Raw genomic sequence first — 21,776 nt, 5'->3', positions numbered from 1 at the left:
AAGCATCCGGTTCTATGCAGGGAACCTTTTGCATATGAACGACATTTCTCCGCCGGGACTTAAATTATTTTAGGAGATTTTCATGGCTGAACGCGAACGTGAGGTTATCGTCACGAACAATGGCGGCGGTGGTGGCGGAGGCGGCTGGATCTTCGCCATCATCCTCGTCATCCTGATCGCTCTTGGTCTATGGTGGTTCTTTGGCGGCGGCTTTGGCGAAATGACTGGCGGTGGCGGAGATGTCGACGTCAATGTCGAAGCACCGGAAGTGCCTGACGCACCCGCGCCCGATGGCGGTCAGTAAGAATTTCGGACTGCTTTTATAGCATTGGCCATAGAAAAGCCCGCCTGATCGGCGGGCTTTTCCCTTTCGAGTATCCGCTTTAGCTGTGAATTGGCTTTGCGAAACAGGCTAGCGCCGCCTCCCGCACGGCTTCGCTCATGGTCGGATGCGCGTGGCAGGTACGCGCCAGATCTTCGCTGGAGCCGGAGAATTCCATCAGAACGGCCGCCTCGTGGATCATCTCGCCGGCATTGTGCCCAAGAATGTGAACGCCAAGCACACGGTCCGTTTTCTTATCGGCTAGAACCTTCACAAACCCGTCAGTCGTCAGCATGGCGCGCGCCCGGCCATTGGCCGAAAAGCTGAATTTCCCGACGCTGTATTCGACACCGGCTTCTTTCAACTCTTCTTCCGTTTTGCCGACGGAGGCGACTTCCGGCGCGGTGTAAACGACAGAAGGAATGACGTCGTAATTGACGTGGCCGGCCTGCCCGGCAAGAATTTCGGCAACGGCTATGCCTTCGTCTTCGGCCTTGTGCGCCAGCATCGGCCCACGCACGACATCGCCGATTGCGTAAATACCGTTCACATTGGTAGCAAAATGATCGTCGATGACCACGCGGCCGCGATCGGTTTCGATCCCGGCATCGTCGAGGCCAAGCGAATCGGTGTAGGGCCGGCGGCCCGTCGAGATCAGAACGATATCGGCTTCCATCGTTTCCGCATCGCCGCCATCGACCGGCTCGAACGTGACGGAGGCGCTGTTCTCGCCCTTTTCAACCGCCGTCACCTTGGACGATAGCCGGACATCGACACCCTGCTTCTTCAGAAGCCTCTGGAACTGTTTGGAAATCTCGCCATCCATGCCGCCAAGGATCTTCGGCAGAAACTCGATAACCGTGACGTCCGCGCCAAGCCGTTTCCAGACCGAACCGAGCTCCAGCCCGATCACGCCGCCGCCGACGACAATCATACGCTGCGGGACATTATCCAGCGCGATACCGCCGGTGGACGATACGATCACCTCTTCATCGATATCGACCTCGACTCCTGGAATACCGGCGACGTCAGAGCCTGTCGCAATAACGATATTCTTGCCTTCGACGGTTTCTTCCGATCCGTCATCCTTGGCGACGACGACCTGCCCCTGCCCGGCAATGCGGCCCGTGCCGCGAAACCTGTCGATCTTGTTCTTCTTGAATAGAAACTCCACGCCGTCGACATTGGACTTCACCGTCTTGTCCTTGTGCGCCATCATCGCCGGCAGATCGAGTTCCGGCGTGCCGACCTTGATGCCGAGCTGTTCGAATTCGTGGCCGGCCTTGTGAAACTCCTCCGATGCGTGAAGCAGCGCCTTGGACGGGATGCAGCCAATATTGAGGCAAGTGCCGCCAAGGGTTGCGCGCTTTTCCACCACAGCGGTTTTGAGGCCGAGTTGCGCAGCCTTGATGGCGCAGACATAGCCGCCCGGTCCGCTTCCGATTACGATCACATCATAGGCCATACTGTCACTTCGTCCTTGTCGTCACTTCGTTGGATTTCACGTCCCGACCTCAGCGTCCGCCGCCAATATCGACGAGCGCGTTGCTCACATAAGAGGCGCGTTCGGAAAGCAGGAAGAGAATGGTTTCCGCCACCTCTTCGGCGCTTCCCGCCCGCTTCATCGGCAATTCGTCGGTCAGATCCGCCACGCGGTTGGGATTGCCGGTGTCGGAATGAATGTCAGTTTCGATGATGCCGGGCCGCACCGCATTGACGCGGATGCCCTCGCTCGCCAGTTCCCGTCCGAGGCCGAAGGTCAGCACATCGAGAGCGGCCTTCGAGGCCGAATAGTCGACACATGCACCGGCGCCGCCCAGCCGGCTGGCGATGGAGGAGGTGTTGATGATCGCGCCGCCCTGCCCGCCGCGGCTCTTCGCCATGCGTTTTGCAGCTTCCTGAAGAACGATCGTCGCACCGGTTAGATTGACGGCATAAAGCCGTTCCATGCGATCCGGGTCGGCATCGATAAAGGCGGTGAAAGGGTTGATGATGCCGGCATTATTGGCGAGGCCCTTCAACGGAATGCCCAAAGCATCGATCTCGCCAAACAGCCCCGCGATCGAACTGCGGTCCGCCGTATCGCACTGATGGATCGAGACGGTTCCGCCACCCCGTCTGATATCGGCTGCGACCGCTTCCGCCTCGCCTTTCGCTGAACGGTAGGTGAGCGCGACTGCCCAGCCATCCCGAGAGGCCAGCCGACAGACCGCTGCGCCGATCCCGCGCGAGCCGCCCGTGACGAGGAGAAGGCCTTTGTCACTCATGCCCACACCCCGACAGCGTGAAGATGTCTCCCGCATTCTGCCGCGCTTCGATGGGATCGAGCGCCGGATTGTGGTAGAGTGAAATGCTGAAATTCGGCAGCAGAATCTGCGAGGCCGCTTGTTCGTCAGCATCAGGAAGCATACGCAGCGTCTCGCCCGCAGACAGCGCGTACACCACGCTGCGGTAAAGAATGCATGACTCCAGATCGTCTTGCGTCAAATCGTCTTCAAGACATTGATGTGGCAGCGTCATCACCGGCTGGTCCAGTTCGGCGGACGGGTTGATGTAGGCCCGGCTTTCCAATGCACCGAGCCGCACATCGACCTCATGGATTCTAGGCGGCACGTCCTTCGGCGTCACGAAGGCCAGTTCAGTCCGGCTGTTGGCCGTGTGATAGATCGCATGGCCCTGGAGACAGATGGCGTAGGCCGGCTGCGAAACGGCAAGCCCGACAGCCAGAACCAACAGCAATGGCGCGCCGGGCCGCATCTTCCCCTACAGGTCCAGAACGAGGCGTTCGGGGTCTTCCAGACTTTCCTTGACGCGCACGAGGAAAGTTACGGCTTCCTTGCCGTCGACGATCCGGTGATCGTAGGAAAGCGCCAGATACATCATCGGCCGCACAACGATCTGCCCGCCGACAACCATCGGCCGCTCCTGGATCTTGTGCATGCCGAGAATGCCCGATTGCGGACTGTTCAGGATCGGCGTGGACATCAACGAGCCGTAAACGCCACCATTCGATATGGTGAAGGTACCCCCCTGCATGTCGGCCATGGTCAGTTCGCCATCGCGCGCCGCAAGGCCAAGCCGGCCGATTTCCTTCTCGATTTCGGCAATCGACATCTGATCGGCATCACGAACGACCGGAACGACAAGCCCGCGATCGGTGCCCACTGCTACGCCGATATGAGCGAAATGCTTGTAGATGATGTCGCTGCCATCGATCTCGGCATTCACAGCAGGTATTTCCTGCAGCGCATGACAGACGGCCTTGGTGAAGAAGCCCATGAAACCGAGCTTCACGCCGTGCTTCTTCTCGAACACTTCCTTGTACTTCTTACGCAGATCCATCACCGCGCTCATATCCACCTCGTTGAAGGTGGTCAGCATCGCGGCTGTCTCCTGCGCACCTTTCAGGCGCTTCGCGATGGTCTGGCGAAGCCGGCTCATCTTCACGCGTTCTTCGCGTTCCGCGTCGTCCGGCTGTGACGCCGGGCGCGCCGGCGCCGGCTTGCTTTCCTTCTTCGGCGCGGGGGAAGAGCTTTCATCCTTGCCGCGCTCGATGGCTGCAAGCACGTCACCCTTCAGAATCTGACCACCCTTGCCGGAGCCGGAGATTTCGCTCTTCGTCAGATCGTTTTCCCGCATGAGCTTGGCCGCTGCCGGCGCTGGATCGCGGCCTGCACCGTCCATATCGCCATCGTGACGTTCATCGCGGCTGGCGGTGGTTCCCGATTCGCCGCGGATCTGCTTGCCGCCGCCGTAATCGGCAGCCTTGTCATCGCTCGAAGCCGAACCGCCCTGTGCGCCCTCTTCGATCTTGACCAGCAGATCGCCCGGCTCGACCGTATCGCCTTCGGAAACGGCAATCTCACGAATGACGCCGCCAACCGGAGCCGGCACTTCCTGCGCAGCTTTGTCGGTTTCGAGTTCGAGCAAGGGATCATCGGCTTTCACCGTATCGCCCACTTTGACGAAGATTTCGCCAATATCCGCTTCGGTCACGCTTTCGCCAGCCGACGGCGTATTGACGTCGACCAGCTTACCGCCACTGCTTCCGCCGGCGCCGCCGCTGCCGGATGGCTCTTTCTGCGATTTGTCGGCCGCCGGCTTATCCGCGGCCTTCTCACCACCGCCAGAAGAAGCAGCACCCTCTTCGATCGTCATGAGCAGTGTATCGATCTCGACCTCATCTCCCGTCTCAACGGCGATCTCGGTGATCGTGCCGGAAACGGGAGAAGGCAGCTCCTGCGCCGCCTTGTCGGTTTCGAGTTCCAGAAGGCTCTCATCCTTGGCGACCGTGTCGCCAACCTTTTTGTAGATTTCGCCGATCTGGGCCTCACTCACGCTTTCGCCAAGCGAGGGGACGCGGATTTCGGTTGCCATATTTTCGATCCGTTCTTCGTTTCCGTTGATCCGCTCAGTCGCCGAGCGCGTCCTCGAGGAAAGCCTCGAGTTGTTCCAAATGTTTCTTCATCAGACCCGTTGCCGGCGAGGCCGAAGCCGCTCGTCCGGTGTAACGAACCCGCTGATGTGTGGCGTCGATATGGGCCAGCACCCATTCGAGATAAGGGTCGATGAAGCTCCAGGCGCCCATATTCTTCGGCTCTTCCTGGCACCAGACCATCTCGGCTGTCTTGAAGCGAGACAATTCGTTGATGAGCGCCTTGGCCGGGAAAGGATAGAGCTGTTCGACGCGCAGCAGATAGATATCGTTGATGCCGCGCTTTTCGCGCTCCTCCAGAAGATCGTAATAGACCTTGCCGGAGCACATCACCACGCGGCGTATCTTGCTGTCGCTGACGAGCTTGGTCTCAACCGAATCCGGATTGTACTCCGCATCGTCGTAAAGCAGGCGATGGAAGGTGCTTTCGCCGCTCATTTCCGAAAGTTTGGAAACCGCGCGTTTGTGGCGCAACAGGCTTTTCGGCGTCATCAGGATCAGCGGTTTGCGGAAATCGCGCACCTGCTGGCGACGCAGAATATGGAAATAGTTCGCCGGCGTCGAGCAATAGGCGACCTGCATATTGTCTTCGGCGCAAAGCTGCAAAAACCGCTCCAGCCGTGCCGAAGAATGTTCCGGCCCCTGCCCCTCATAGCCGTGCGGCAGGAGGCAGACGAGACCGCTCATACGCAGCCATTTGCGCTCGCCAGACGATATGAACTGATCGAACACCACCTGCGCGCCATTGGCGAAATCGCCGAACTGCGCCTCCCAAAGCGTCAACGCCCGTGGCTCGGCAAGGCTGAAGCCGTATTCATAGCCGAGCACAGCCTCTTCGGAGAGCATGGAATTGATGACTTCGAAATAGGACTGGTTCGCACCGAGATTGTTGAGCGGCACATAGCGGTCTTCAGTGCGCTGATCGTAGAGCACCGAATGACGCTGGCTGAACGTGCCGCGTTCACTGTCCTGACCGGAAAGGCGCACAGGGCTGCCTTCCATCAGAAGCGAGCCGAAAGCCAGCGCTTCGCCAGTCGCCCAGTCGATCCCCTCGCCCGCTTCGATCATCTTGCGGCGATTGTCCATGAAACGCCGAACCGTCTTGTGCGCTTCCAGATCCTCCGGAACGGTCGAGATCTTGCGACCGATCTCTTCCAGGGTTTTCTTTGGCACGGCGGTCTTGCCACGGCGCTGTTCGTCGGCGACATCGGCCTTGCGAAGACCACGCCACGCACCGTCCAGCCAGTCGGCCTTATTGGGTTCGTACGCGTCTCCAGCGTCGAACTCTTCATCAAGATGGACGCGCCAGTCGCTCTGCATCTTGTCCAGTTCGCCCTCGCTGATCAAACCATCCTCGATCAGCTTTTCACCGTAGAGCGAGACGACCGTTGGATGCTGGCGAATGACCTTGTACATCTTCGGTTGGGTGAAGCTCGGCTCGTCGCTTTCATTGTGCCCGTAGCGACGATAGCAGAACATATCGATGACGACCGGCTTGAAGAACTTCATACGAAATTCGATGGCGACCTTCGCCGCATAGACCACCGCTTCCGGATCGTCACCGTTCACGTGCAGGATCGGCGCCCCGATCATCTTGGCGACATCTGACGGATAGGGCGAGGAGCGGGAGAAGCGCGGATTGGTGGTGAAGCCGATCTGGTTGTTGATGATGAAATGCACCGAACCGGCGACGCGGTGGCCGCGCAGACCGGAAAGGCCGAAACATTCCGGCACGACGCCCTGGCCGGCAAAGGCGGCGTCGCCATGGATAAGAAGCGGAAGGACCTTGACCCGCGCATCCAGCGGGACGATTTCCTCGCGCTTGCGGCCGAAATGCTGATCCTGCTTGGCTCGCGCCTTACCCAGCACCACCGGGTCCACGATCTCCAGATGGGACGGATTGGCCGTCAGTGACAGGTGCACATTGTTGCCGTCGAACTCGCGGTCCGACGAAGCGCCGAGATGGTATTTAACGTCGCCCGATCCCTCGACCTCGTCCGGCTTGAACGAGCCGCCCTTGAACTCGTGGAAGATCGCGCGATGGGGCTTCGCCATCACCTGGCTGAGGACGTTGAGACGGCCGCGGTGGGCCATGCCGAAGACGATTTCCTTCAGACCGAGCTGGCCGCCACGCTTGATGATCTGCTCCAGCGCAGGCACCACCGCTTCGCCCCCGTCCAGGCCGAAACGCTTGGTGCCCCGATATTTGACGTCGAGAAACTGTTCGAAGCCTTCGGCCTCGACCAGCTTCTGCATAATCGCCTTCTTGCCCATATCGGTGAAATCGACGCCCTTGTCGGGACCTTCGATTCGCTGCTGAATCCAAAGCTTCTCCTCCGGATTGGAGATATGCATGAACTCCACGCCGATCGACGAGCAGTAGGTCCGCCGCAGAATATCGATCATCTGGCGAACGGTCGCGGTCTCCAGCCCCAGCATATTGTCGATGAAGATCGGACGATCGAGGTCTTTTTCCTCAAAACCGTAATTGGCCGGCGACAGTTCGTCGTAATCTTCCTTGTCGCCCGCAAGACCGAGCGGGTCCAGATTGGCGTGAAGATGGCCGCGCGCGCGATAGGCGCGGATCATCATCGTTGCGCGCACGGAATCGCGTGTCTGCTGGTGAATTTGCTCCTGCGAAACAGCCGGCTCGCCGCGCAGGGCCGCCACTTTCTCGCTTTTCGAGCGGATTTTTGTCTCGAGCGTCTTCTCGACCGCGCCCCAGTCGCCATCCAGCGCGGAGACCATTTCGCCATTCTCGGCGATTGGCCAGTCCGGTCGCTCCCACGACGGACCTTCGGCGTTCTTCTTTACGATCGCCGCTTCGTCGCCCACGCTTTCGAAAAAGCTGCGGAGGTCTTCGCTGACCGACGACGGATCGTCCTGCCAGCGCGCATAAATCTGCTCCAGATAGTCGGCATTGCCGCCGTAAAGGAACGAGCTTTCGGCAAAGGTTTCGTTCTGTTGGTCGTTCCGTGCCATCGCACTTATCCGGACGTTACACCCGGCTCCTGAAATGTTCGCCGCCAATCCAATTTGCGGCACCCTCGCCTGTCGTTCCGGCAGTTCCCCGACCGCCACTTCTAATCCCGGCCAGCCTCACGACCGGCCAGGATAAATCTTAAAGTGGGCTTAGCCCTTCAGAACCTCAACCAGCGTCTTGCCGAGGCGCGCGGGCGACGGCGAGACCGTGATGCCGGCATCTTCCATTGCCGCGATCTTGTCGTCAGCGCCGCCTTTGCCGCCGGAGATGACCGCGCCGGCATGGCCCATGGTCCGTCCGGGAGGCGCGGTTCGACCCGCGATGAAGCCGACCATCGGCTTCTTGCGGCCCTTTGCGGCCTGTTCCTTCAGCCATTCCGAGGCGTCTTCTTCGGCAGAACCGCCGATCTCGCCGATCATGATGATCGACTCGGTCTCGTCATCGTCGAGGAACATGTCGAGCATGTCGATAAATTCGGTGCCCTTGACCGGATCGCCGCCAATGCCGACCGCGGTCGACTGGCCGAGGCCTTCATTGGTAGTCTGGAAGACGGCCTCATAAGTCAGCGTGCCCGAACGCGACAGGATGCCGACCGAGCCCTTCTTGAAGATCGAGCCCGGCATGATGCCGATCTTGCATTCTTCCGGCGTCAGCACGCCCGGGCAGTTCGGCCCGATAAGGCGCGAGTTGCTGTCCGCCAGGCGGGCCTTCACCTTGACCATGTCCTGCACCGGAATGCCTTCGGTGATACAAATGATCAGTGGAATTTCCGCCTCTATCGCTTCGATGATCGCAGCGGCCGCGCCTGCCGGCGGGACATAGACGACGGAAGCATTGGCGCCGGTGGCGTCCTTACCTTCTTTCACGGAGGCAAAGATTGGAAGTTCTTCGCCATTGGAGCCCTGCCAGGTCTGGCCGCCCTTCTTGGGGTGCGTGCCGCCGACCATCTGCGTGCCGTAATAGGCCAGCGCCTGCTCGGTGTGGAACGTGCCGGTATTGCCGGTCAGGCCCTGCACGAGGACCTTGGTGTCTTTATTGACGAGAATACTCATATCGAATCTGCCCTCAGCCCTTCACCGCATTGACGATCTTCTGCGCCGCATCGTCCAGATCGTCTGCGGCGATGACGTTCAGGTCGCTTTCATTGATGAGCTGTTTGCCCTTTTCGACATTGGTGCCTTCGAGACGGACAACGAGGGGCACTTTCAGGCCCACTTCCTTGACCGCTGCGATCACGCCCTCGGCGATCACGTCGCACTTCATGATGCCGCCGAAAATATTGACCAGAATGCCCTCGACCGCCGGATCGGCAGTGATGATCTTGAACGCCGCTGTGACCTTTTCGGTCGTTGCGCCGCCGCCGACATCGAGAAAGTTGGCCGGCTCCGCGCCATAGAGCTTGATGATATCCATCGTCGCCATGGCCAGACCCGCGCCATTGACCATGCAACCGATATTGCCGTCGAGCGCGACATAAGCGAGGTCGTATTTGGACGCCTCGATTTCCTTTTCATCCTCTTCGCTTTTGTCGCGAAGAGCCGTCACGTCGTCGTGGCGGAAGAGCGCATTGCCATCGAACGAGACCTTGGCGTCGAGCACCCGAAGATGGCCGTCCGTCATGACGATCAGCGGATTGACCTCGAGCAGGCTCATATCCTTCTCTGTGTAGGCTTTGTAGAGGATCGGGAACAGCTTGTGGCCGTCCTCCTTGGCCGCGCCGTCCAGCTTCAGCGCCTCGCATAGCCTGTCGCAATCCTCTCCGGTCACACCGCTCGACGGATCAATCGGCAGGGTCAGGATCTTTTCCGGCGTTTCCTCGGCGACCGCCTCGATATCCATACCGCCCTCGGTCGAAACGACGAAGGCGTTCTTGCCAGTCGAACGGTCGACGAGGATGGAGAGATAAAGCTCGCGGTCGATGTCGGCGCCGTCTTCGATATAGAGGCGGTTGACCTGCTTGCCCTCATCGCCGGTCTGCTTGGTGACAAGCGTATTGCCGAGCATCTCGTTGACGTTCTGGACGACCTCGTCGACGGATTTGGCGAGGCGAACACCGCCCTTGGCGTCAGCGGGCAGCTCACGGAATTTGCCTTTACCGCGCCCGCCCGCGTGAATCTGGCTTTTCACGACATAGAGCGGCCCGGGCAGCTTCTTGGCCGCAGCCTCTGCTTCTGTGGCCTCAAAAACCGGCACACCCTCAGCCACGGGCGCGCCATACTCCTTCAGCAGCGCCTTGGCCTGATATTCATGAATATTCATTCTGACTCCTCTTGGGGCGGGTCCGCCTAGCGGCCTTCCGGCACGGCGGGATTGAATGAGCGGCCGAGTCCCTCCGGACCGCTGATAATGATGGCGGAACGCTCGCAGTCGAAACGCGGCGCAAATGCCGCGACGCCTCTGGCGACGCCGTTAGGCTGCTCCGTCGTGGAAACATCAATGGCCGCCATGGGGCAGCCCGCATCGCCGCTGCGCGCAACCTTGTAGACCACGAGTGCATCGCCCTTTTCATTGGGCTCACTCCCGGTCTCCAGGTGATATCGGATTATGGCGGCATGCGGCTCGCCATTGAACATTCGCCACTCGACCGTCTTGCCAAGGGAATTGAAGGGGCCGAACGTACCGAAGGTCTTGCCGGGCTCGCCGAAGCTGACGCTCATGCGGGCGTCGCCTTCGCTGACATAGACGGGATAACCGTCAATGCCCCTGCAACGTGCATCGAAACCCCCGCCCTCCTCATATTGATCGAGAATGTCGCACCGATCGAGGTCGAGCTTGGAATAGACGGACTCCGCCGCGCCGACAGGCAATGTCGCCGCCATTAGAAGAAGCAAAGCAGAAGCAAATCGCCTCATCCGCCTATCCTCCAGAAGCTCCCCGGTAACGGTTATTCGCCCAGTTGCGGCGCGATATTGCGGCAGGCGTCGCAAAGGCCCTGAACCGACTCGACGCTCTTGTCGAACTGCGCCTGCTCGTCGCCATTCATGTCGATCTCGATGACGCGCTCGACACCACCTTTGCCGATCACGGTCGGCACGCCGACATACATATCCTTCACGCCATATTCGCCGTTGAGATAGGCGGCGCAGGGCAGAACGCGCTTCTTGTCCTTGAGGTAAGCTTCAGCCATCGAGATGGCGGATGAAGCTGGCGCATAGAAAGCCGAACCAGTTTTTAGAAGTCCGACGATCTCCGCCCCACCGTCACGGGTGCGCTGGACGATCTCGTCGAGCTTGCCCTGAGTGGTCCAGCCCATCTTGACAAGATCCGGCAAGGGAATGCCTGCGACTGTCGAGTAGCGGGTCAGCGGCACCATCGTGTCGCCATGGCCACCCAGCACGAACGCCGTCACGTCCTCGACTGAGACGTCGAATTCGTCGGCCAGGAAGTGGCGGAAGCGGGACGAGTCCAGAACGCCCGCCATGCCACAGACGTGGCTCTTCGGCAGACCGGAGAATTTCTGCAGCGCCCAGACCATCGCATCGAGCGGGTTGGTAATGCAGATGACAAAAGCGTTCGGCGCGTATTTCGCAATGCCGGCGCCCACCTGCTCCATCACTTTGAGGTTGGTGCCGAGCAGGTCGTCGCGGCTCATGCCTGGCTTACGCGGCACGCCGGCGGTCACGATGCAGACATCGGCGCCTTCGATGGCGCTGTAATCGTTGGCCCCTGAAAAATTGGCGTCGAACCCGTCGACCGGCGCGCTTTCCGCAATGTCTAGGCCTTTGCCTTGCGGCACGCCTTCTGCAATGTCGAACAGAACGACGTCTCCGAGTTCCTTCAGACCGATCATATGGGCGAGCGTGCCGCCGATCATGCCGGAACCGATAAGAGCGATTTTATTGCGTGCCATATGGACAATGTCTCCCGGTCGACGCCGGCCTATGCCGGCTAATGTGCAAAATGCCGGCCCATCTGGAGACCGGCATCGAAAAGGATGAAACGGAATTAGGCCGAACCGAACTATTTCGCAACCGATTCTTTTGAGCTCATGTATTTCAATCGTTTGAACAGAAAAATTCTTACGTAAAAGTCAAAAATATTGGTTCTAACTTTTCACTATTTCAAATCAACTCGGCCTACGCGCTCCCACAACCGCCTATCGGCGCAGTTGGGCGCGTATCGTAAAACCGATGCCGATCAAAACGATGGCCGCGCCCGCCCAGGTCATCGGTCCGTACTGCTCACCTAGCGCAAGCACTCCGCTAGCCAATGCGACTGTCGCACCGACATAGCCGATCTGACTGAGATAAACGGGTCCGCCAGCGCGCTGAAGTGCAAAAAGAGTGAGATAATAAGCGCAGGATAGAACAAGTTGCGCCCCACTCAAGGCAGGCACGCCGCCTAATGTCGCCAATTGCTGAACACCCCCGCCAAAATTCGCAATTGCTCCAATGAGCATGAGCGCCGAAGTAAGATTGCTGGCCGAAGCCAGTTCCATCGCGCCAGCGCCGTCGGGCCATGCGAGGCCGCGATAGATATTGCCAAGACCGAGAGACACCGGAATGAGAAGCGCCAGAGACAGCCACAGCGTATCGGCTTGAACCGGTCTCACCTCACCCTTGCCAAGAACCAGGATCACGGCGCCGACAAAACCGATGGCGATTCCGGCAAGGGCGATGGGGCTGGGCCGCCGCATTCCGACCGCCAGCGAAAGCGCCAGAGTACAGACCGGGGACAGTGTGAACATGAGCCCGACATGACCCGCGCCGAGACGCGGTGCGCTGGCGAAAACGATGAGGTTCGGCAAGACGTTGGAGATAAGGCCAGAAACCACGGCATAGAACCAGAAGCCTTTCGGCCAGTCGCATCGACGAAGACGATGAATGAGCGGAAAGCCGAGCCCGATGCCCGATCCCGCTGCGATCAGGAATGTCCAAACGATAGGCGGCACGCCTGCCTCGACAGCGATGCGGCCCATCGGAAAGATCAAGCCCAGCATGAAACCGGTCAACAGAAGCAGAGGTATGGGACGATTCATCATCGATCGGCGAGCGCACGCATCGGCTGGATCAGATCCCACCGATTCCCGAAGGGATCTTCGAACACGGCAACCTTGCCGTACCTTTCCTCGCGAGGCGTTTCAACGAAATGAACGCCTGCGTCGCTCATAGCCCGCCAATCACGATCGAACGCATCGGTCTGAAGGAAAAACGCCACGCGCCCACCAACCTGACAGCCGATAGACTTCGCTTGCCCATCCGTCGCTGCCTTTGCAAGAAGAAGAGCGGTGCCGCCGCCATCCGGCGAAACCCGCAACCAGCGTTTCCCGCCGCCAAGATCCGTATCTTCCAGCAGATTAAAGCCGAGCATACCGCAATAAAAGGCGAGCGCCTCGTCGTAATCGGGCACGATAAGGGTGACGAGGGCAATCGAGAAAGCCATGCAGAACTCGGCGGTGCGATGAGATTGACGCCGATTGCGCTCTACATCGCTTCCATCGGCTCGACCAGATATTGCTGAGGAGCAAGCCTATCAAATCATTTAGCCTGGCCGCGTCCTGTCGTCGATTGCAATTCGTCGATCCGCTGGCTGGCCTCGGCCTTTGTGAGGCCGTCATCGAACGGCTCGCCCGCCTCTTCGCTCAGGGTCTTGAGATAACTCGCCTGTGCGCCGGTCATCTCTTCATCTCCGGTCACCCAGTTTTCAGGGTCTTTCTCGGCATTACCGACCGGCTCATCTTTCGGATTGGGATTGGACTGGGTCGTCATCATGCAAACTCCTGTGGTTTGTTCACATAATGTTCTATGTTCGAAGACGTTCCCGGTCGGCTTATTTTATCGGCTAGCCAAAGCTCATTCTCCAGCCGCAACCCGGCCAGCGGCATTTTTGGGAGGCCAGTTCTCGTCGCGCATTTCGATCAGCCGACTGACAGTCCGGTCGAATTCGAAGGATTCCGTACCGCTTTTACCGACATACAGATCGCTGGCCGGCGCTGCAGCGGACAGGTGCAGGCATTTCTTGCGGTCGTACAGCGTGTCGATCAGCAGGATGAACCGTTTGGCTTCGTTGCGCCGGTCCAGATCCATCTGCGGAACGCCTTCGATGAAAAAATGGTCGAAGCGGTCCGTCAGCGCCATGTAATCGCGCGCGCCGAGCGGGCGATTACACAACTCATCGAAGGTGAATCGGGCCATTCGGCCAGCCGTGCGGGGCACCTCGATCGTTCGGCCTTTCACTTCCACTGTTTCGGCGTCTTCGCTCTTGCCGTCTGTCGCCGTCTGCCAGGCCCGATCCATCTGCCGTGCGGTCTCTTCCGAAAGCGGCGTCATGTAAACCGGCAGTGCGGATAGCTTGTCCAACCGGTAATCGTGACCGTTATCCAGCTCCATAATGTCGGTATGGGCCTTCAAGACATCGATAAACGGTGTGAACAAAGAACGGTTCAGTCCGTCCTTGTAGAGATCGTCCGGCGCGACATTGGAGGTCGCAACCAGAACGCAGCCATTATCGAAAAGCGCCGAGAACAGGCGCGACAGCACCATGGCGTCGGCAATATCGGTCACGGTGAACTCGTCAAAACAGATCAGCCAGCTTTCCTCGGCGATCTGCTCGGCGACAGGAGGTATCGGATCGTCGCTTTTCGCCTCACCGTTCTTGAGCGCCTGCCGGTGCGCACCGATCCGGTCATGAACATCGGCCATGAAATCGTTGAAATGGCTTCGCCGCTTCCGCTTCAGCGGAGCATGCGCGAAGAAGAGATCCATCAGCATGGTTTTGCCGCGACCGACGCCGCCATACAGGTAGAGACCACGTACGCTGCGCTTCTCCCGCCGCTTGCCGAACAGCCAGCCGAGAGCGCTGCTCTTGGTAGCGGGGCGCGCTTCGGCAAGATCATTGACGAGCCGGTCGAGCCGGTCGGCCGCATCGCGCTGGATCGGATCGGCCACCAGATCGTCGGTCGACACCTTATGTTCGTATGCTTCGCGAACGGGCGAAGGATCGACAAGCTCGTGGCCGGTGTGAGGTGCTGTGCTCATGATCGGGGCGATTAGGCTGGGCGCTATGCGGCGTCAAGAAAATGCGGGCAAATGAAAAGGCGCGGCCAGCGCCGCGCCTTTGGGCTTCGTCATCATCCCTTGCGCATCTCTAGCGTGAGAGCGTGACGGGCGTACCGGATGAGGTCTGGCCGGAGTAACGGCCCGGTCCTGCGCCATAAAGCCGTCCGATCGTGCCGCCGCTCTCGTCATAAAGCACGAGCTGGCTGCCTTTGACGTCCCAACCGCGAAGATTGGCCAGATCGCCGGAGCATCCGCGTGTCCCGCCTCGTGACGCCGTTCCATACTTCGTCAGCGTCAGGAACATCTGGCAGCTTGCGCCGCCTGCCTGTGTTTTCCAGTTGCCTACCACTTCGCCTTTGCTAATCGGAGCGCCAGCAGCCGTTACGGACGGGCTCGACTCCGGCGTCGGGCTGACAGCGGCAACATCGACCGTATCGCTCTGCGGCGGGTTGAGCGGATCGTTGGGATCGCTGCTCTGCGATGCCGTCGCCGGATCGACGGGCGGCGGCAATTGATTGCTCTGAACCGTCTGGACAGGCGCCGGCTGCAATGGCTGAGGCGCAGGCGAAGCCGCCGGCTGGTTATAGGCGCCGTCGAAGCGGCTGGACGTGCATCCCGCGACGGTCATGGCCGCCATTCCGATGGCGATTGTAAAAGCCAACGGAACACGTGTTCCGCCTCGTTGAATGAAGTTCATTGGGTTGTTCCCCACCGCTTACGCAAATCAATGTGTCCCTCTTGTCACAGAAAAGGGCGCTTTTTTGGTCGCGGCAAGAGCAGATGAATAACAAAACCCATGTAAGGCGGCCAACAGGGCAATTGTTGCAACAAGGTCACAGACGGTGGCCCGCGTTCCCGGCCACTTGCCGACAGGACCTTGGACGCCAACTACTTTCAATCGTTACGCTATCTGGAGTTCTTCGATGATCAAATGGATTCTCATCCTTCTTATCGTGGCCGCAGTCGCCGGATTGCTGGGCCTTGGCCGCATTTCAGGCGCCGCCATGACCGGCGCGAAGATTCTTATCGCGATCGTCCTGGTTCTCTTCCTTCTGGCGGTGCTGGGCATCATCGCAATCGCCTGACCGTCCGGGCCGTGCTCTGGAAAAAGCCGCCGGTTTCCGCCATATAGCGGCGGAGATCGCGCGGCGTTTCGGCCGTGCGAAGCAGCGCCACCCTGACCGACCGGCCCGATGACCGACGACACGACCGCCCCCTTCGCCCGCATGAACGGGCTCGGCAACCGCATTCTCGTCGTGGATATGCGGGGCCGACATGATCGCGTCAGTCCGCAAGCCGCAATCGCGCTGGCCGGGGATGCAGAGACAGCCTTCGACCAGATCATGGCCGTCCACGACCCACGCCTGAATGGCACGGATCAGCACATCCTCATTCTGAATGCCGATGGTTCTGAAGCCGGCGCGTGCGGCAATGGCACCCGCTGCGTCGTCAGCGCGCTGTCGGCGGAGACCGGCAAGAATCGTTTCACCTTCGAAACCGCCGCCGGCATTCTGAACGCCGAAGAGCGCGATAATGGCCAGATTGCCGTCGACATGGGCACCCCGCGCTTCGACTGGCAGGACATTCCGCTTTCGGAGGCGTTTCAGGACACCCGCCATATCGAACTGGCGGTCGGTCCGGCGGACGACCCGATTGTCCATTCGCCAGCGGTCGTCTCCATGGGCAATCCTCATGCGGTCTTTTTCGTCGATAACGATGTCTGGTCTTACGAATTGGAGAAGTTCGGTCCTCTGGTCGAAAACCACCCGCTTTTCCCGGAACGGGTCAATGTCTCGCTCGCTTATATCCGAGACAAACAGACCATCGATCTGCGCACTTGGGAGCGCGGTGTCGGCTTGACCGAAGCCTGCGGCTCGGCAGCCTGTGCAGCAGCGGTCTCCGGCGTCCGCCGTCACCGCACCAACCGGCATGTGACGGTGAACCTGCCGGGCGGCCCGCTCGATCTTCTCTGGCGTGAAGACGATCACGTGATCATGACCGGACCGACTGAGTGGGAATGGTCGGGCCGGATGAACCCGCTTACAGGCGCATTCACCCGTGAAGCGGAAACGGAAGCTGAAAACGCATGAATCGCGCCCTCACACTGCCGGACCGGCAGGGGATCGATACGGAACAGCCCGATGAGAAGGCCGGCGTCTCGGTCGTTACCTTCGGCTGCCGGCTCAACACCTATGAAAGCGAGGTGATGAAGCGGGAGGCGAATGCGGCCGGACTCGGCGACCTGCCGGGCGGCGCGCTGGTCTTCAACACCTGCGCCGTCACCGCCGAAGCAACCCGCCAGGCTCGCCAGGCCATCCGCAAGGCGCGGCGCGAGAACCCTGAAGCACGCATCATCGTTACCGGTTGCGCCGCACAGACCGAGCCGGGCGCTTTCGGCGCGATGGATGAAGTCGATCTCGTCATCGGTAATGGCGACAAGCTGAAGGCGCAGAGCTACCGCGCCCTGCCGGATTTCGGGGTGAATGCCTATGAGAAAGTCCGCGTCAACGACATTTTCGAGCTGACCGAAACCGCAGCGCACATGGTCGATGCCATCGAGGGCCGTGCGCGCGCCTTCGTGCAGGTGCAGAATGGCTGCGACCATCGCTGCACCTTCTGCATCATTCCTTACGGCCGCGGCAATTCGAGGTCCGTGCCGGCTGGCGGCGTGGTCGAAGAGGTGAAGCGTCTCGTTGGTAACGGCTATGCCGAGGTGGTGTTGACCGGCGTTGATATGACGAGTTGGGGTGCCGACCTGCCCGGACAGCCGAAGCTTGGCCGTCTCGTTCGCGCCATTCTGAAAGGCGTGCCGGAGCTGAAGCGCCTGCGCCTGTCTTCCATCGACTCCATCGAAGCCGATGACGATCTTCTGGCGGCGCTCGCCGATGAGGAGCGGCTGATGCCGCATCTGCATCTGTCGCTGCAGCACGGCGACGACTTGATCCTTAAGCGGATGAGACGGCGACACCTGCGCGCCGATGCCATTGCCTTTTGTGAAAAAGCGCGATCGCTGCGGCCCGAAATTTCCTTCGGGGCCGATCTCATCGCCGGCTTTCCGACAGAGACCGACGAGGCTTTCGAAAACAACCTGTCGCTGGTGGAGGCGTGCGGCCTTTCCTTTCTTCACGTCTTTCCTTTCTCGCCGAGGGAAGGAACGCCGGCAGCCCGGATGCCGCAACTGCCGCGTGCCACTGTGAAGGAACGGGCAGCCCGACTGCGCCGCGCTGGTGACGCTGCCTTGACGGCGCATCTTCGGCGGAAGGTTGGCATGTTCGAACCGGTTCTGATTGAAAAAGAAGGTTTCGGCAGGACGCCGGATTACACGCCCGTGCAGCTCGACAGACGGGACGAAATCATGCCGGGCGCTATTCATTCGGCAACCATCACAGGCCATGACGGTTTGTCCCTTGAGGGCCGATTGGCGGCTCAGGAAGCAAGGGAGCCCGTCTACTCATGAGCGATATTCAGAAAGATACGATCGACAGAAAGCCAGGCGAGGATGGCGATGTCGAAACCGCGACCGGCCAGCTGAAAAAGCCGGCCATCCATGTCACTGACGCGCCCGATGCCGATGCCCATGGTTCGGCGGCGGCCAACGTCATCGCCGATGCCGAAGCCGGCGCTTCGTCCAACCGGACGTCCGGCGCGGAGCCGATCAAGAACATGCCCGAGGACTATGCCGAGGGCAAAGACGCTGCAAAGAGCGGCGAATAAACGTCTCAACAAACGAACGGACCGATATGGCGCGCGGATTTCTCGGCAAGGTTTTCTCTTTCGGACGCAAGGACGAAGAGAGCGATGAGGCGGACGCGCTAGACCAACCTGGCGCCGTTCCGGAGGAGAGATCCTTCGCCCAGGCCGACGGCTTCGCTCCGGATGGCACCTTCCAGCCGAGCGCGGAAACGGCGGATATCGATGGCGTTGCGCCAGCCGGCCCGACCGAGGCGGGGATTGCCGCCGAGGCAAGCCCCGAACCCTTTATCGAACCGCCCTCGGATGAGGTGGCCGAGGAACGCGACAGCGGTGACTTCGCAGGCGGCGAGGAGGAGCTGACGGCGCCGGACTCGCTCGCCGAGCCGGCTGCGCCGCCACAGCCCGCCAGCCAAAATCGTGTCCGGGTCGGGAAATCCGTTGAGCGCCTTGGCGATGCATCGGCTTCGCCATCGCGTTCTTCCTGGCTGGGGCGGCTTACGGGGGGTCTCGCTCGTTCCTCCCGCGCGATGGGAGAAAACCTGTCCGTCGCCTTCGCCGGTCGCCAGTTTACCGAAGACGCGCTCGACGATATCGAGGATGCGCTGGTTTCCGCCGATCTTGGCGTGCCGACCGCGACCGCCATCCTCGAAAAGTTACGCGATGCGCGCTTTGGCGGCGATCTTTCGATGGACGATGTAAAGAAGGTCGTCGCGCGGGAAGTCGAGCAGACCCTTGCGCCGGTCGCGACGCCGCTCGAACTCGACCTCGGCCATGCGCCGCACGTCATTCTTGTGGTGGGAGTCAACGGCACCGGTAAGACAACGACTATCGGCAAACTGGCTGCCAAGCTGACAGCAGGCGGACTTAAGGTGACGCTTGCCGCCGGCGATACCTTCCGCGCCGCCGCTATCGAGCAACTCAAGATCTGGGCCGACCGGACCGGATCGGAAGTTGTCGCGACCGAACTCGGCGCAGACGCCGCCGCCCTCGCCTATCGCGGTTTCGAACGGGCCAGGGAAAACGGCTCCGACGTCCTGATTATCGACACTGCCGGCCGACTGCAAAACAAGGCCGAATTGATGGATGAACTGGCCAAGATCGTCCGCGTTCTGAAAAAAATCGATGAGACCGCACCGCACACGGTCCTGCAGACGCTTGATGCAACGACCGGTCAGAACGCCATGCGTCAGGTCGAAATGTTTCAGCAGGTCTCCGGCGTCAACGGCCTCGTCATGACCAAGCTGGATGGCACGGCGCGAGGCGGCATTCTCGTCGCCATTGCCGAGAAATTCCGCCTGCCGGTCTTCTTCATTGGCGTGGGCGAAAGCGTCGAGGATCTCGAGCCTTTCGAGGCGCGCGATTTCGCGCGTGTCATCGCCGGCATGTCGCCGGACAGGGTCTGACCAAGCCGACGATTTGAGAGTTTCCATCCAACCACGGCATACCCTATGTGTGGCTCAGTGTGACGGGAGAACGATTCATGACAGGCGGCGACATGTTCGAGGCGAAACCTGGCAGCCCCGAAAGAAGGGAACTGAACCCCCTTCTCAAGCTGGCGCTCGAACTTGGCCCGCTTATGGTCTTTTTCTTTGCCAATTCGCGGGGGGAGGCAATAGCCGACGCCTTTCCGAGTTTGGCCGGGCTGGGCGGTCCCCTTTTCATCGCAACAGCGGCATTTATGGTCGCAACGGCTATCGCGCTTTCCGTATCCTGGGCGTTGACGCGAAAATTGCCGATCATGCCGCTGGTCTCGGGCGTGGTCGTTCTGGTTTTCGGCGGTCTGACCTTGTGGTTGCAGGACGAGACATTCATCAAGGTCAAGCCAACCATCGTGAATGGCCTTTTCGCCTTCATTCTTTTAGGCGGCCTGCTCTTTGGGCGCTCGCTTCTCGCCTATGTTTTCGACAGCGCCTTTCGGCTGACAGATGCAGGCTGGCGGAAGCTGACGCTCGCCTGGGGCATCTATTTCATCGCTCTTGCGATTTTGAACGAAATCGTCTGGCGGAATTTCTCGACCGATTTCTGGGTCGCGTTCAAGGTTTGGGGCATCATGCCCATCACTTTTGCCTTCACGCTGGCCATGCTGCCGATCATCATGAAAAACAGCCTGCCTGACGAGCAGGGAAAGAAGCATTAGCTATCGCTGCTGCAAGGCAGCAGCTAACCCCCGGCGTTCAAAGGCCTATTTGTCCTTTTCGCACTGCAACGAAACCCCATCTTAAGAGTCCATCGTTAAATTCTTACTCAAGGTAGGGGCCCGGCGTATGCCGGGGTGGGCGATGAATCTGATGAGTGAAAAGATCGGCGGCAGTCGTGCGTTCGGTCGTTTCCCGGAACTGGAAGCGTTTCGTAGCTGGCTATCGCATGGAATGCTGCTCGCGACATCGGTTACCTGCATTGTTTGCGCGATAGCGGCTGTCGGCGGTCTTTGGGTTCTACCGGATTTTCATCTCTGGCTGACCGTCACCTTCGGTGTCCTCTCTTTCGGCCTGAGCCAGCTTATCAGGCGCAAGCCCGCAACGACGCAGTATGCCATTCCGAGTTTCATTGTCGGCCTCGCCGTTGTGCTCCTATCCGGCGACGTGCTGGTCGTCGCCGACGAAATGCGCTTTGCGTGGCATTTTCCGGCGCTTGGCGCGGCTTTCGTCATAGGCGGCATTGCCGGCGGGCTGTTCATTCTGGCGACCGCGATCCTTTCGCTGAGCGTATCGACATTTGCGCTGTCGGCTATGTCCGTCGCTGGCCTTCTGACCTATTGCACCACGCTTTCGCTGATGTCTGTTCTGATCGTCATCATCGAATTGCGATTCGTTTGGACACTGGAAAAGCTTCAAAAGTCTCGGCTAATCCTTGCCGACCTCGCCAACACCGATCCGCTGACCGGACTTGGCAATCGCCTGGCCTTCGACCGGAAGTTGAAGGCCCTGTTTTATAGCGGAGCTGATTTCAGCGTCATTCTGTGCGATCTGGACCATTTCAAAGGCATCAACGACACTTACGGTCATGCGATCGGAGACGATGTTCTCAAAGCTGTGGCGACCATACTGACGAACAGCACCCGACCTCAGGACATGGTTGCACGAATCGGTGGCGAGGAATTCTGCATGCTGTTGACCGATGTCGGTCTCGAAGGCGCGCTACAGCGCACCGAGGCCATTCGGAAGGAAATTCAGAAGCATCCCGTCAAGGCAGGCAGCGAACTCGTTCACTGCACCGCCAGCTTTGGCGTGACGCACAAGGGCGCTGCAGTCCGTTCAGACCCCTCGCAGCTGCTTGTGGCGGCCGACCGGGCTCTCTACGCGGCCAAAGCCGATGGCCGCAATCGGCTGCGGATCGCCGCCTGAC

General features: G+C 59.9%; 22 protein-coding genes. 8 read left to right on the top strand and 14 right to left on the bottom strand.

Going from position 1 to position 21,776, the window contains the following annotated elements; genetic code table 11:
- Window positions 1–82: 82 nt before the first annotated feature.
- A complete protein-coding gene (locus NIM86_RS07165) occupies window positions 83–304 on the top strand; it encodes a hypothetical protein (RefSeq protein ID WP_253380409.1) in 222 nt (73 codons plus the stop codon).
- Between the two features lie 79 nt (window positions 305–383).
- Here NIM86_RS07165 and lpdA read toward each other — a convergent pair whose 3' ends face one another.
- The 14 genes from lpdA to NIM86_RS07095 form a co-directional block, all read right to left on the bottom strand.
- Complete coding sequence (gene lpdA, locus NIM86_RS07160; RefSeq protein ID WP_253380407.1) at window positions 384–1,787, bottom strand: dihydrolipoyl dehydrogenase; 1,404 nt, start codon at window positions 1,785–1,787, stop codon at window positions 384–386.
- 49 nt (window positions 1,788–1,836) lie between these two features.
- Window positions 1,837–2,589 carry an SDR family oxidoreductase gene (locus tag NIM86_RS07155; RefSeq protein ID WP_253380405.1) on the bottom strand — a complete coding sequence of 251 codons (753 nt, stop codon included), beginning with the start codon at window positions 2,587–2,589 and terminating at the stop codon, window positions 1,837–1,839.
- The gene (locus NIM86_RS07150) at window positions 2,582–3,079 is read right to left on the bottom strand and encodes a hypothetical protein (protein ID WP_253380403.1); all 498 of its coding nucleotides are present in this window, start codon (window positions 3,077–3,079) and stop codon (window positions 2,582–2,584) included. Before NIM86_RS07150 ends, NIM86_RS07155 begins: the two co-directional genes overlap by 8 nt.
- A 6-nt stretch (window positions 3,080–3,085) precedes the next feature.
- Window positions 3,086–4,699, bottom strand: coding sequence for a 2-oxoglutarate dehydrogenase complex dihydrolipoyllysine-residue succinyltransferase (odhB, locus tag NIM86_RS07145; RefSeq protein WP_253380401.1), 1,614 nt, complete (start codon window positions 4,697–4,699; stop codon window positions 3,086–3,088).
- Between the two features lie 34 nt (window positions 4,700–4,733).
- Window positions 4,734–7,739, bottom strand: coding sequence for a 2-oxoglutarate dehydrogenase E1 component (locus tag NIM86_RS07140; RefSeq protein ID WP_253380399.1), 3,006 nt, complete (start codon window positions 7,737–7,739; stop codon window positions 4,734–4,736).
- A gap of 150 nt (window positions 7,740–7,889) precedes the next feature.
- The gene (gene sucD, locus NIM86_RS07135) at window positions 7,890–8,792 is read right to left on the bottom strand and encodes a succinate--CoA ligase subunit alpha (RefSeq protein ID WP_253380397.1); all 903 of its coding nucleotides are present in this window, start codon (window positions 8,790–8,792) and stop codon (window positions 7,890–7,892) included.
- A gap of 13 nt (window positions 8,793–8,805) precedes the next feature.
- Window positions 8,806–9,999, bottom strand: coding sequence for an ADP-forming succinate--CoA ligase subunit beta (sucC, locus tag NIM86_RS07130; protein ID WP_253380395.1), 1,194 nt, complete (start codon window positions 9,997–9,999; stop codon window positions 8,806–8,808).
- A 26-nt stretch (window positions 10,000–10,025) separates the two neighbouring features.
- On the bottom strand, window positions 10,026–10,592 hold the full coding sequence (locus NIM86_RS07125) for a hypothetical protein (protein ID WP_253380394.1): 567 nt from the start codon (window positions 10,590–10,592) through the stop codon (window positions 10,026–10,028).
- A 32-nt stretch (window positions 10,593–10,624) separates the two neighbouring features.
- Window positions 10,625–11,590, bottom strand: a complete 966-nt coding sequence (gene mdh / locus NIM86_RS07120) for a malate dehydrogenase (RefSeq protein WP_253380392.1) — start codon at window positions 11,588–11,590, stop codon at window positions 10,625–10,627.
- Between the two features lie 246 nt (window positions 11,591–11,836).
- Complete coding sequence (locus NIM86_RS07115; RefSeq protein ID WP_256478406.1) at window positions 11,837–12,718, bottom strand: DMT family transporter; 882 nt, start codon at window positions 12,716–12,718, stop codon at window positions 11,837–11,839.
- The gene (locus NIM86_RS07110; protein ID WP_253380389.1) at window positions 12,718–13,122 is read right to left on the bottom strand and encodes a VOC family protein; all 405 of its coding nucleotides are present in this window, start codon (window positions 13,120–13,122) and stop codon (window positions 12,718–12,720) included. Before NIM86_RS07110 ends, NIM86_RS07115 begins: the two co-directional genes overlap by 1 nt.
- A gap of 95 nt (window positions 13,123–13,217) precedes the next feature.
- Complete coding sequence (locus tag NIM86_RS07105) at window positions 13,218–13,451, bottom strand: DUF3072 domain-containing protein (RefSeq protein WP_253380387.1); 234 nt, start codon at window positions 13,449–13,451, stop codon at window positions 13,218–13,220.
- An 81-nt stretch (window positions 13,452–13,532) separates the two neighbouring features.
- Window positions 13,533–14,717, bottom strand: coding sequence for a cell division protein ZapE (gene zapE, locus NIM86_RS07100; protein WP_253380385.1), 1,185 nt, complete (start codon window positions 14,715–14,717; stop codon window positions 13,533–13,535).
- Between the two features lie 109 nt (window positions 14,718–14,826).
- Entirely contained in the window at window positions 14,827–15,435 is a 609-nt protein-coding gene (locus NIM86_RS07095; RefSeq protein WP_253380383.1) for a protease inhibitor Inh/omp19 family protein, read from the bottom strand.
- Between the two features lie 226 nt (window positions 15,436–15,661).
- On the opposite strand from NIM86_RS07095, the gene NIM86_RS07090 reads away from it, so the two are divergent.
- From NIM86_RS07090 to NIM86_RS07060, 7 genes are all read left to right on the top strand, one after another.
- On the top strand, window positions 15,662–15,823 hold the full coding sequence (locus NIM86_RS07090; protein ID WP_253380381.1) for a DUF1328 domain-containing protein: 162 nt from the start codon (window positions 15,662–15,664) through the stop codon (window positions 15,821–15,823).
- Between the two features lie 108 nt (window positions 15,824–15,931).
- Window positions 15,932–16,828: a diaminopimelate epimerase gene (dapF, locus tag NIM86_RS07085; protein WP_253380378.1), complete on the top strand. Its 897-nt coding sequence runs from the start codon at window positions 15,932–15,934 to the stop codon at window positions 16,826–16,828.
- 116 nt (window positions 16,829–16,944) lie between these two features.
- The gene (mtaB, locus tag NIM86_RS07080) at window positions 16,945–18,195 is read left to right on the top strand and encodes a tRNA (N(6)-L-threonylcarbamoyladenosine(37)-C(2))-methylthiotransferase MtaB (RefSeq protein ID WP_253380774.1); all 1,251 of its coding nucleotides are present in this window, start codon (window positions 16,945–16,947) and stop codon (window positions 18,193–18,195) included.
- Window positions 18,192–18,452: a hypothetical protein gene (locus NIM86_RS07075; protein ID WP_253380376.1), complete on the top strand. Its 261-nt coding sequence runs from the start codon at window positions 18,192–18,194 to the stop codon at window positions 18,450–18,452. The genes mtaB and NIM86_RS07075 overlap by 4 nt, the downstream gene beginning before the upstream one ends.
- A 26-nt stretch (window positions 18,453–18,478) precedes the next feature.
- Complete coding sequence (gene ftsY / locus NIM86_RS07070; protein ID WP_253380374.1) at window positions 18,479–19,834, top strand: signal recognition particle-docking protein FtsY; 1,356 nt, start codon at window positions 18,479–18,481, stop codon at window positions 19,832–19,834.
- Window positions 19,835–19,911: 77 nt separating this feature from the next.
- The gene (locus NIM86_RS07065; protein ID WP_253380372.1) at window positions 19,912–20,568 is read left to right on the top strand and encodes a septation protein A; all 657 of its coding nucleotides are present in this window, start codon (window positions 19,912–19,914) and stop codon (window positions 20,566–20,568) included.
- Window positions 20,569–20,719: 151 nt separating this feature from the next.
- Window positions 20,720–21,775, top strand: a complete 1,056-nt coding sequence (locus NIM86_RS07060; RefSeq protein ID WP_253380370.1) for a GGDEF domain-containing protein — start codon at window positions 20,720–20,722, stop codon at window positions 21,773–21,775.
- The last annotated feature ends 1 nt before the right edge of the window (window position 21,776 follow it).

The sequence above is a fragment of the Notoacmeibacter sp. MSK16QG-6 genome (assembly GCF_024158145.1).
Lineage (GTDB): Bacteria > Pseudomonadota > Alphaproteobacteria > Rhizobiales > Rhizobiaceae > Notoacmeibacter.
This window is presented reverse-complemented; position numbering and strand designations above follow the sequence as displayed.

What these genes read in the sequence shown, in the direction of transcription:
- NIM86_RS07065 (WP_253380372.1), top strand. Translation starts at nt 19,912, where the DNA reads ATGACAGGCGGCGACATGTTCGAGGCGAAACCTGGCAGCCCCGAAAGA.
- NIM86_RS07110 (WP_253380389.1), bottom strand. Translation starts at nt 13,122, where the DNA reads ATGGCTTTCTCGATTGCCCTCGTCACCCTTATCGTGCCCGATTACGAC.
- NIM86_RS07060 (WP_253380370.1), top strand. Translation starts at nt 20,720, where the DNA reads ATGAGTGAAAAGATCGGCGGCAGTCGTGCGTTCGGTCGTTTCCCGGAA.
- NIM86_RS07150 (WP_253380403.1), bottom strand. Translation starts at nt 3,079, where the DNA reads ATGCGGCCCGGCGCGCCATTGCTGTTGGTTCTGGCTGTCGGGCTTGCC.
- mtaB (WP_253380774.1), top strand. Translation starts at nt 16,945, where the DNA reads ATGAAGCGGGAGGCGAATGCGGCCGGACTCGGCGACCTGCCGGGCGGC.
- NIM86_RS07075 (WP_253380376.1), top strand. Translation starts at nt 18,192, where the DNA reads ATGAGCGATATTCAGAAAGATACGATCGACAGAAAGCCAGGCGAGGAT.
- sucD (WP_253380397.1), bottom strand. Translation starts at nt 8,792, where the DNA reads ATGAGTATTCTCGTCAATAAAGACACCAAGGTCCTCGTGCAGGGCCTG.
- NIM86_RS07095 (WP_253380383.1), bottom strand. Translation starts at nt 15,435, where the DNA reads ATGAACTTCATTCAACGAGGCGGAACACGTGTTCCGTTGGCTTTTACA.
- NIM86_RS07105 (WP_253380387.1), bottom strand. Translation starts at nt 13,451, where the DNA reads ATGATGACGACCCAGTCCAATCCCAATCCGAAAGATGAGCCGGTCGGT.
- mdh (WP_253380392.1), bottom strand. Translation starts at nt 11,590, where the DNA reads ATGGCACGCAATAAAATCGCTCTTATCGGTTCCGGCATGATCGGCGGC.
- dapF (WP_253380378.1), top strand. Translation starts at nt 15,932, where the DNA reads ATGACCGACGACACGACCGCCCCCTTCGCCCGCATGAACGGGCTCGGC.
- zapE (WP_253380385.1), bottom strand. Translation starts at nt 14,717, where the DNA reads ATGAGCACAGCACCTCACACCGGCCACGAGCTTGTCGATCCTTCGCCC.
- NIM86_RS07165 (WP_253380409.1), top strand. Translation starts at nt 83, where the DNA reads ATGGCTGAACGCGAACGTGAGGTTATCGTCACGAACAATGGCGGCGGT.
- NIM86_RS07155 (WP_253380405.1), bottom strand. Translation starts at nt 2,589, where the DNA reads ATGAGTGACAAAGGCCTTCTCCTCGTCACGGGCGGCTCGCGCGGGATC.
- NIM86_RS07115 (WP_256478406.1), bottom strand. Translation starts at nt 12,718, where the DNA reads ATGAATCGTCCCATACCTCTGCTTCTGTTGACCGGTTTCATGCTGGGC.
- sucC (WP_253380395.1), bottom strand. Translation starts at nt 9,999, where the DNA reads ATGAATATTCATGAATATCAGGCCAAGGCGCTGCTGAAGGAGTATGGC.
- lpdA (WP_253380407.1), bottom strand. Translation starts at nt 1,787, where the DNA reads ATGGCCTATGATGTGATCGTAATCGGAAGCGGACCGGGCGGCTATGTC.
- odhB (WP_253380401.1), bottom strand. Translation starts at nt 4,699, where the DNA reads ATGGCAACCGAAATCCGCGTCCCCTCGCTTGGCGAAAGCGTGAGTGAG.
- NIM86_RS07090 (WP_253380381.1), top strand. Translation starts at nt 15,662, where the DNA reads ATGATCAAATGGATTCTCATCCTTCTTATCGTGGCCGCAGTCGCCGGA.
- NIM86_RS07140 (WP_253380399.1), bottom strand. Translation starts at nt 7,739, where the DNA reads ATGGCACGGAACGACCAACAGAACGAAACCTTTGCCGAAAGCTCGTTC.
- ftsY (WP_253380374.1), top strand. Translation starts at nt 18,479, where the DNA reads ATGGCGCGCGGATTTCTCGGCAAGGTTTTCTCTTTCGGACGCAAGGAC.
- NIM86_RS07125 (WP_253380394.1), bottom strand. Translation starts at nt 10,592, where the DNA reads ATGAGGCGATTTGCTTCTGCTTTGCTTCTTCTAATGGCGGCGACATTG.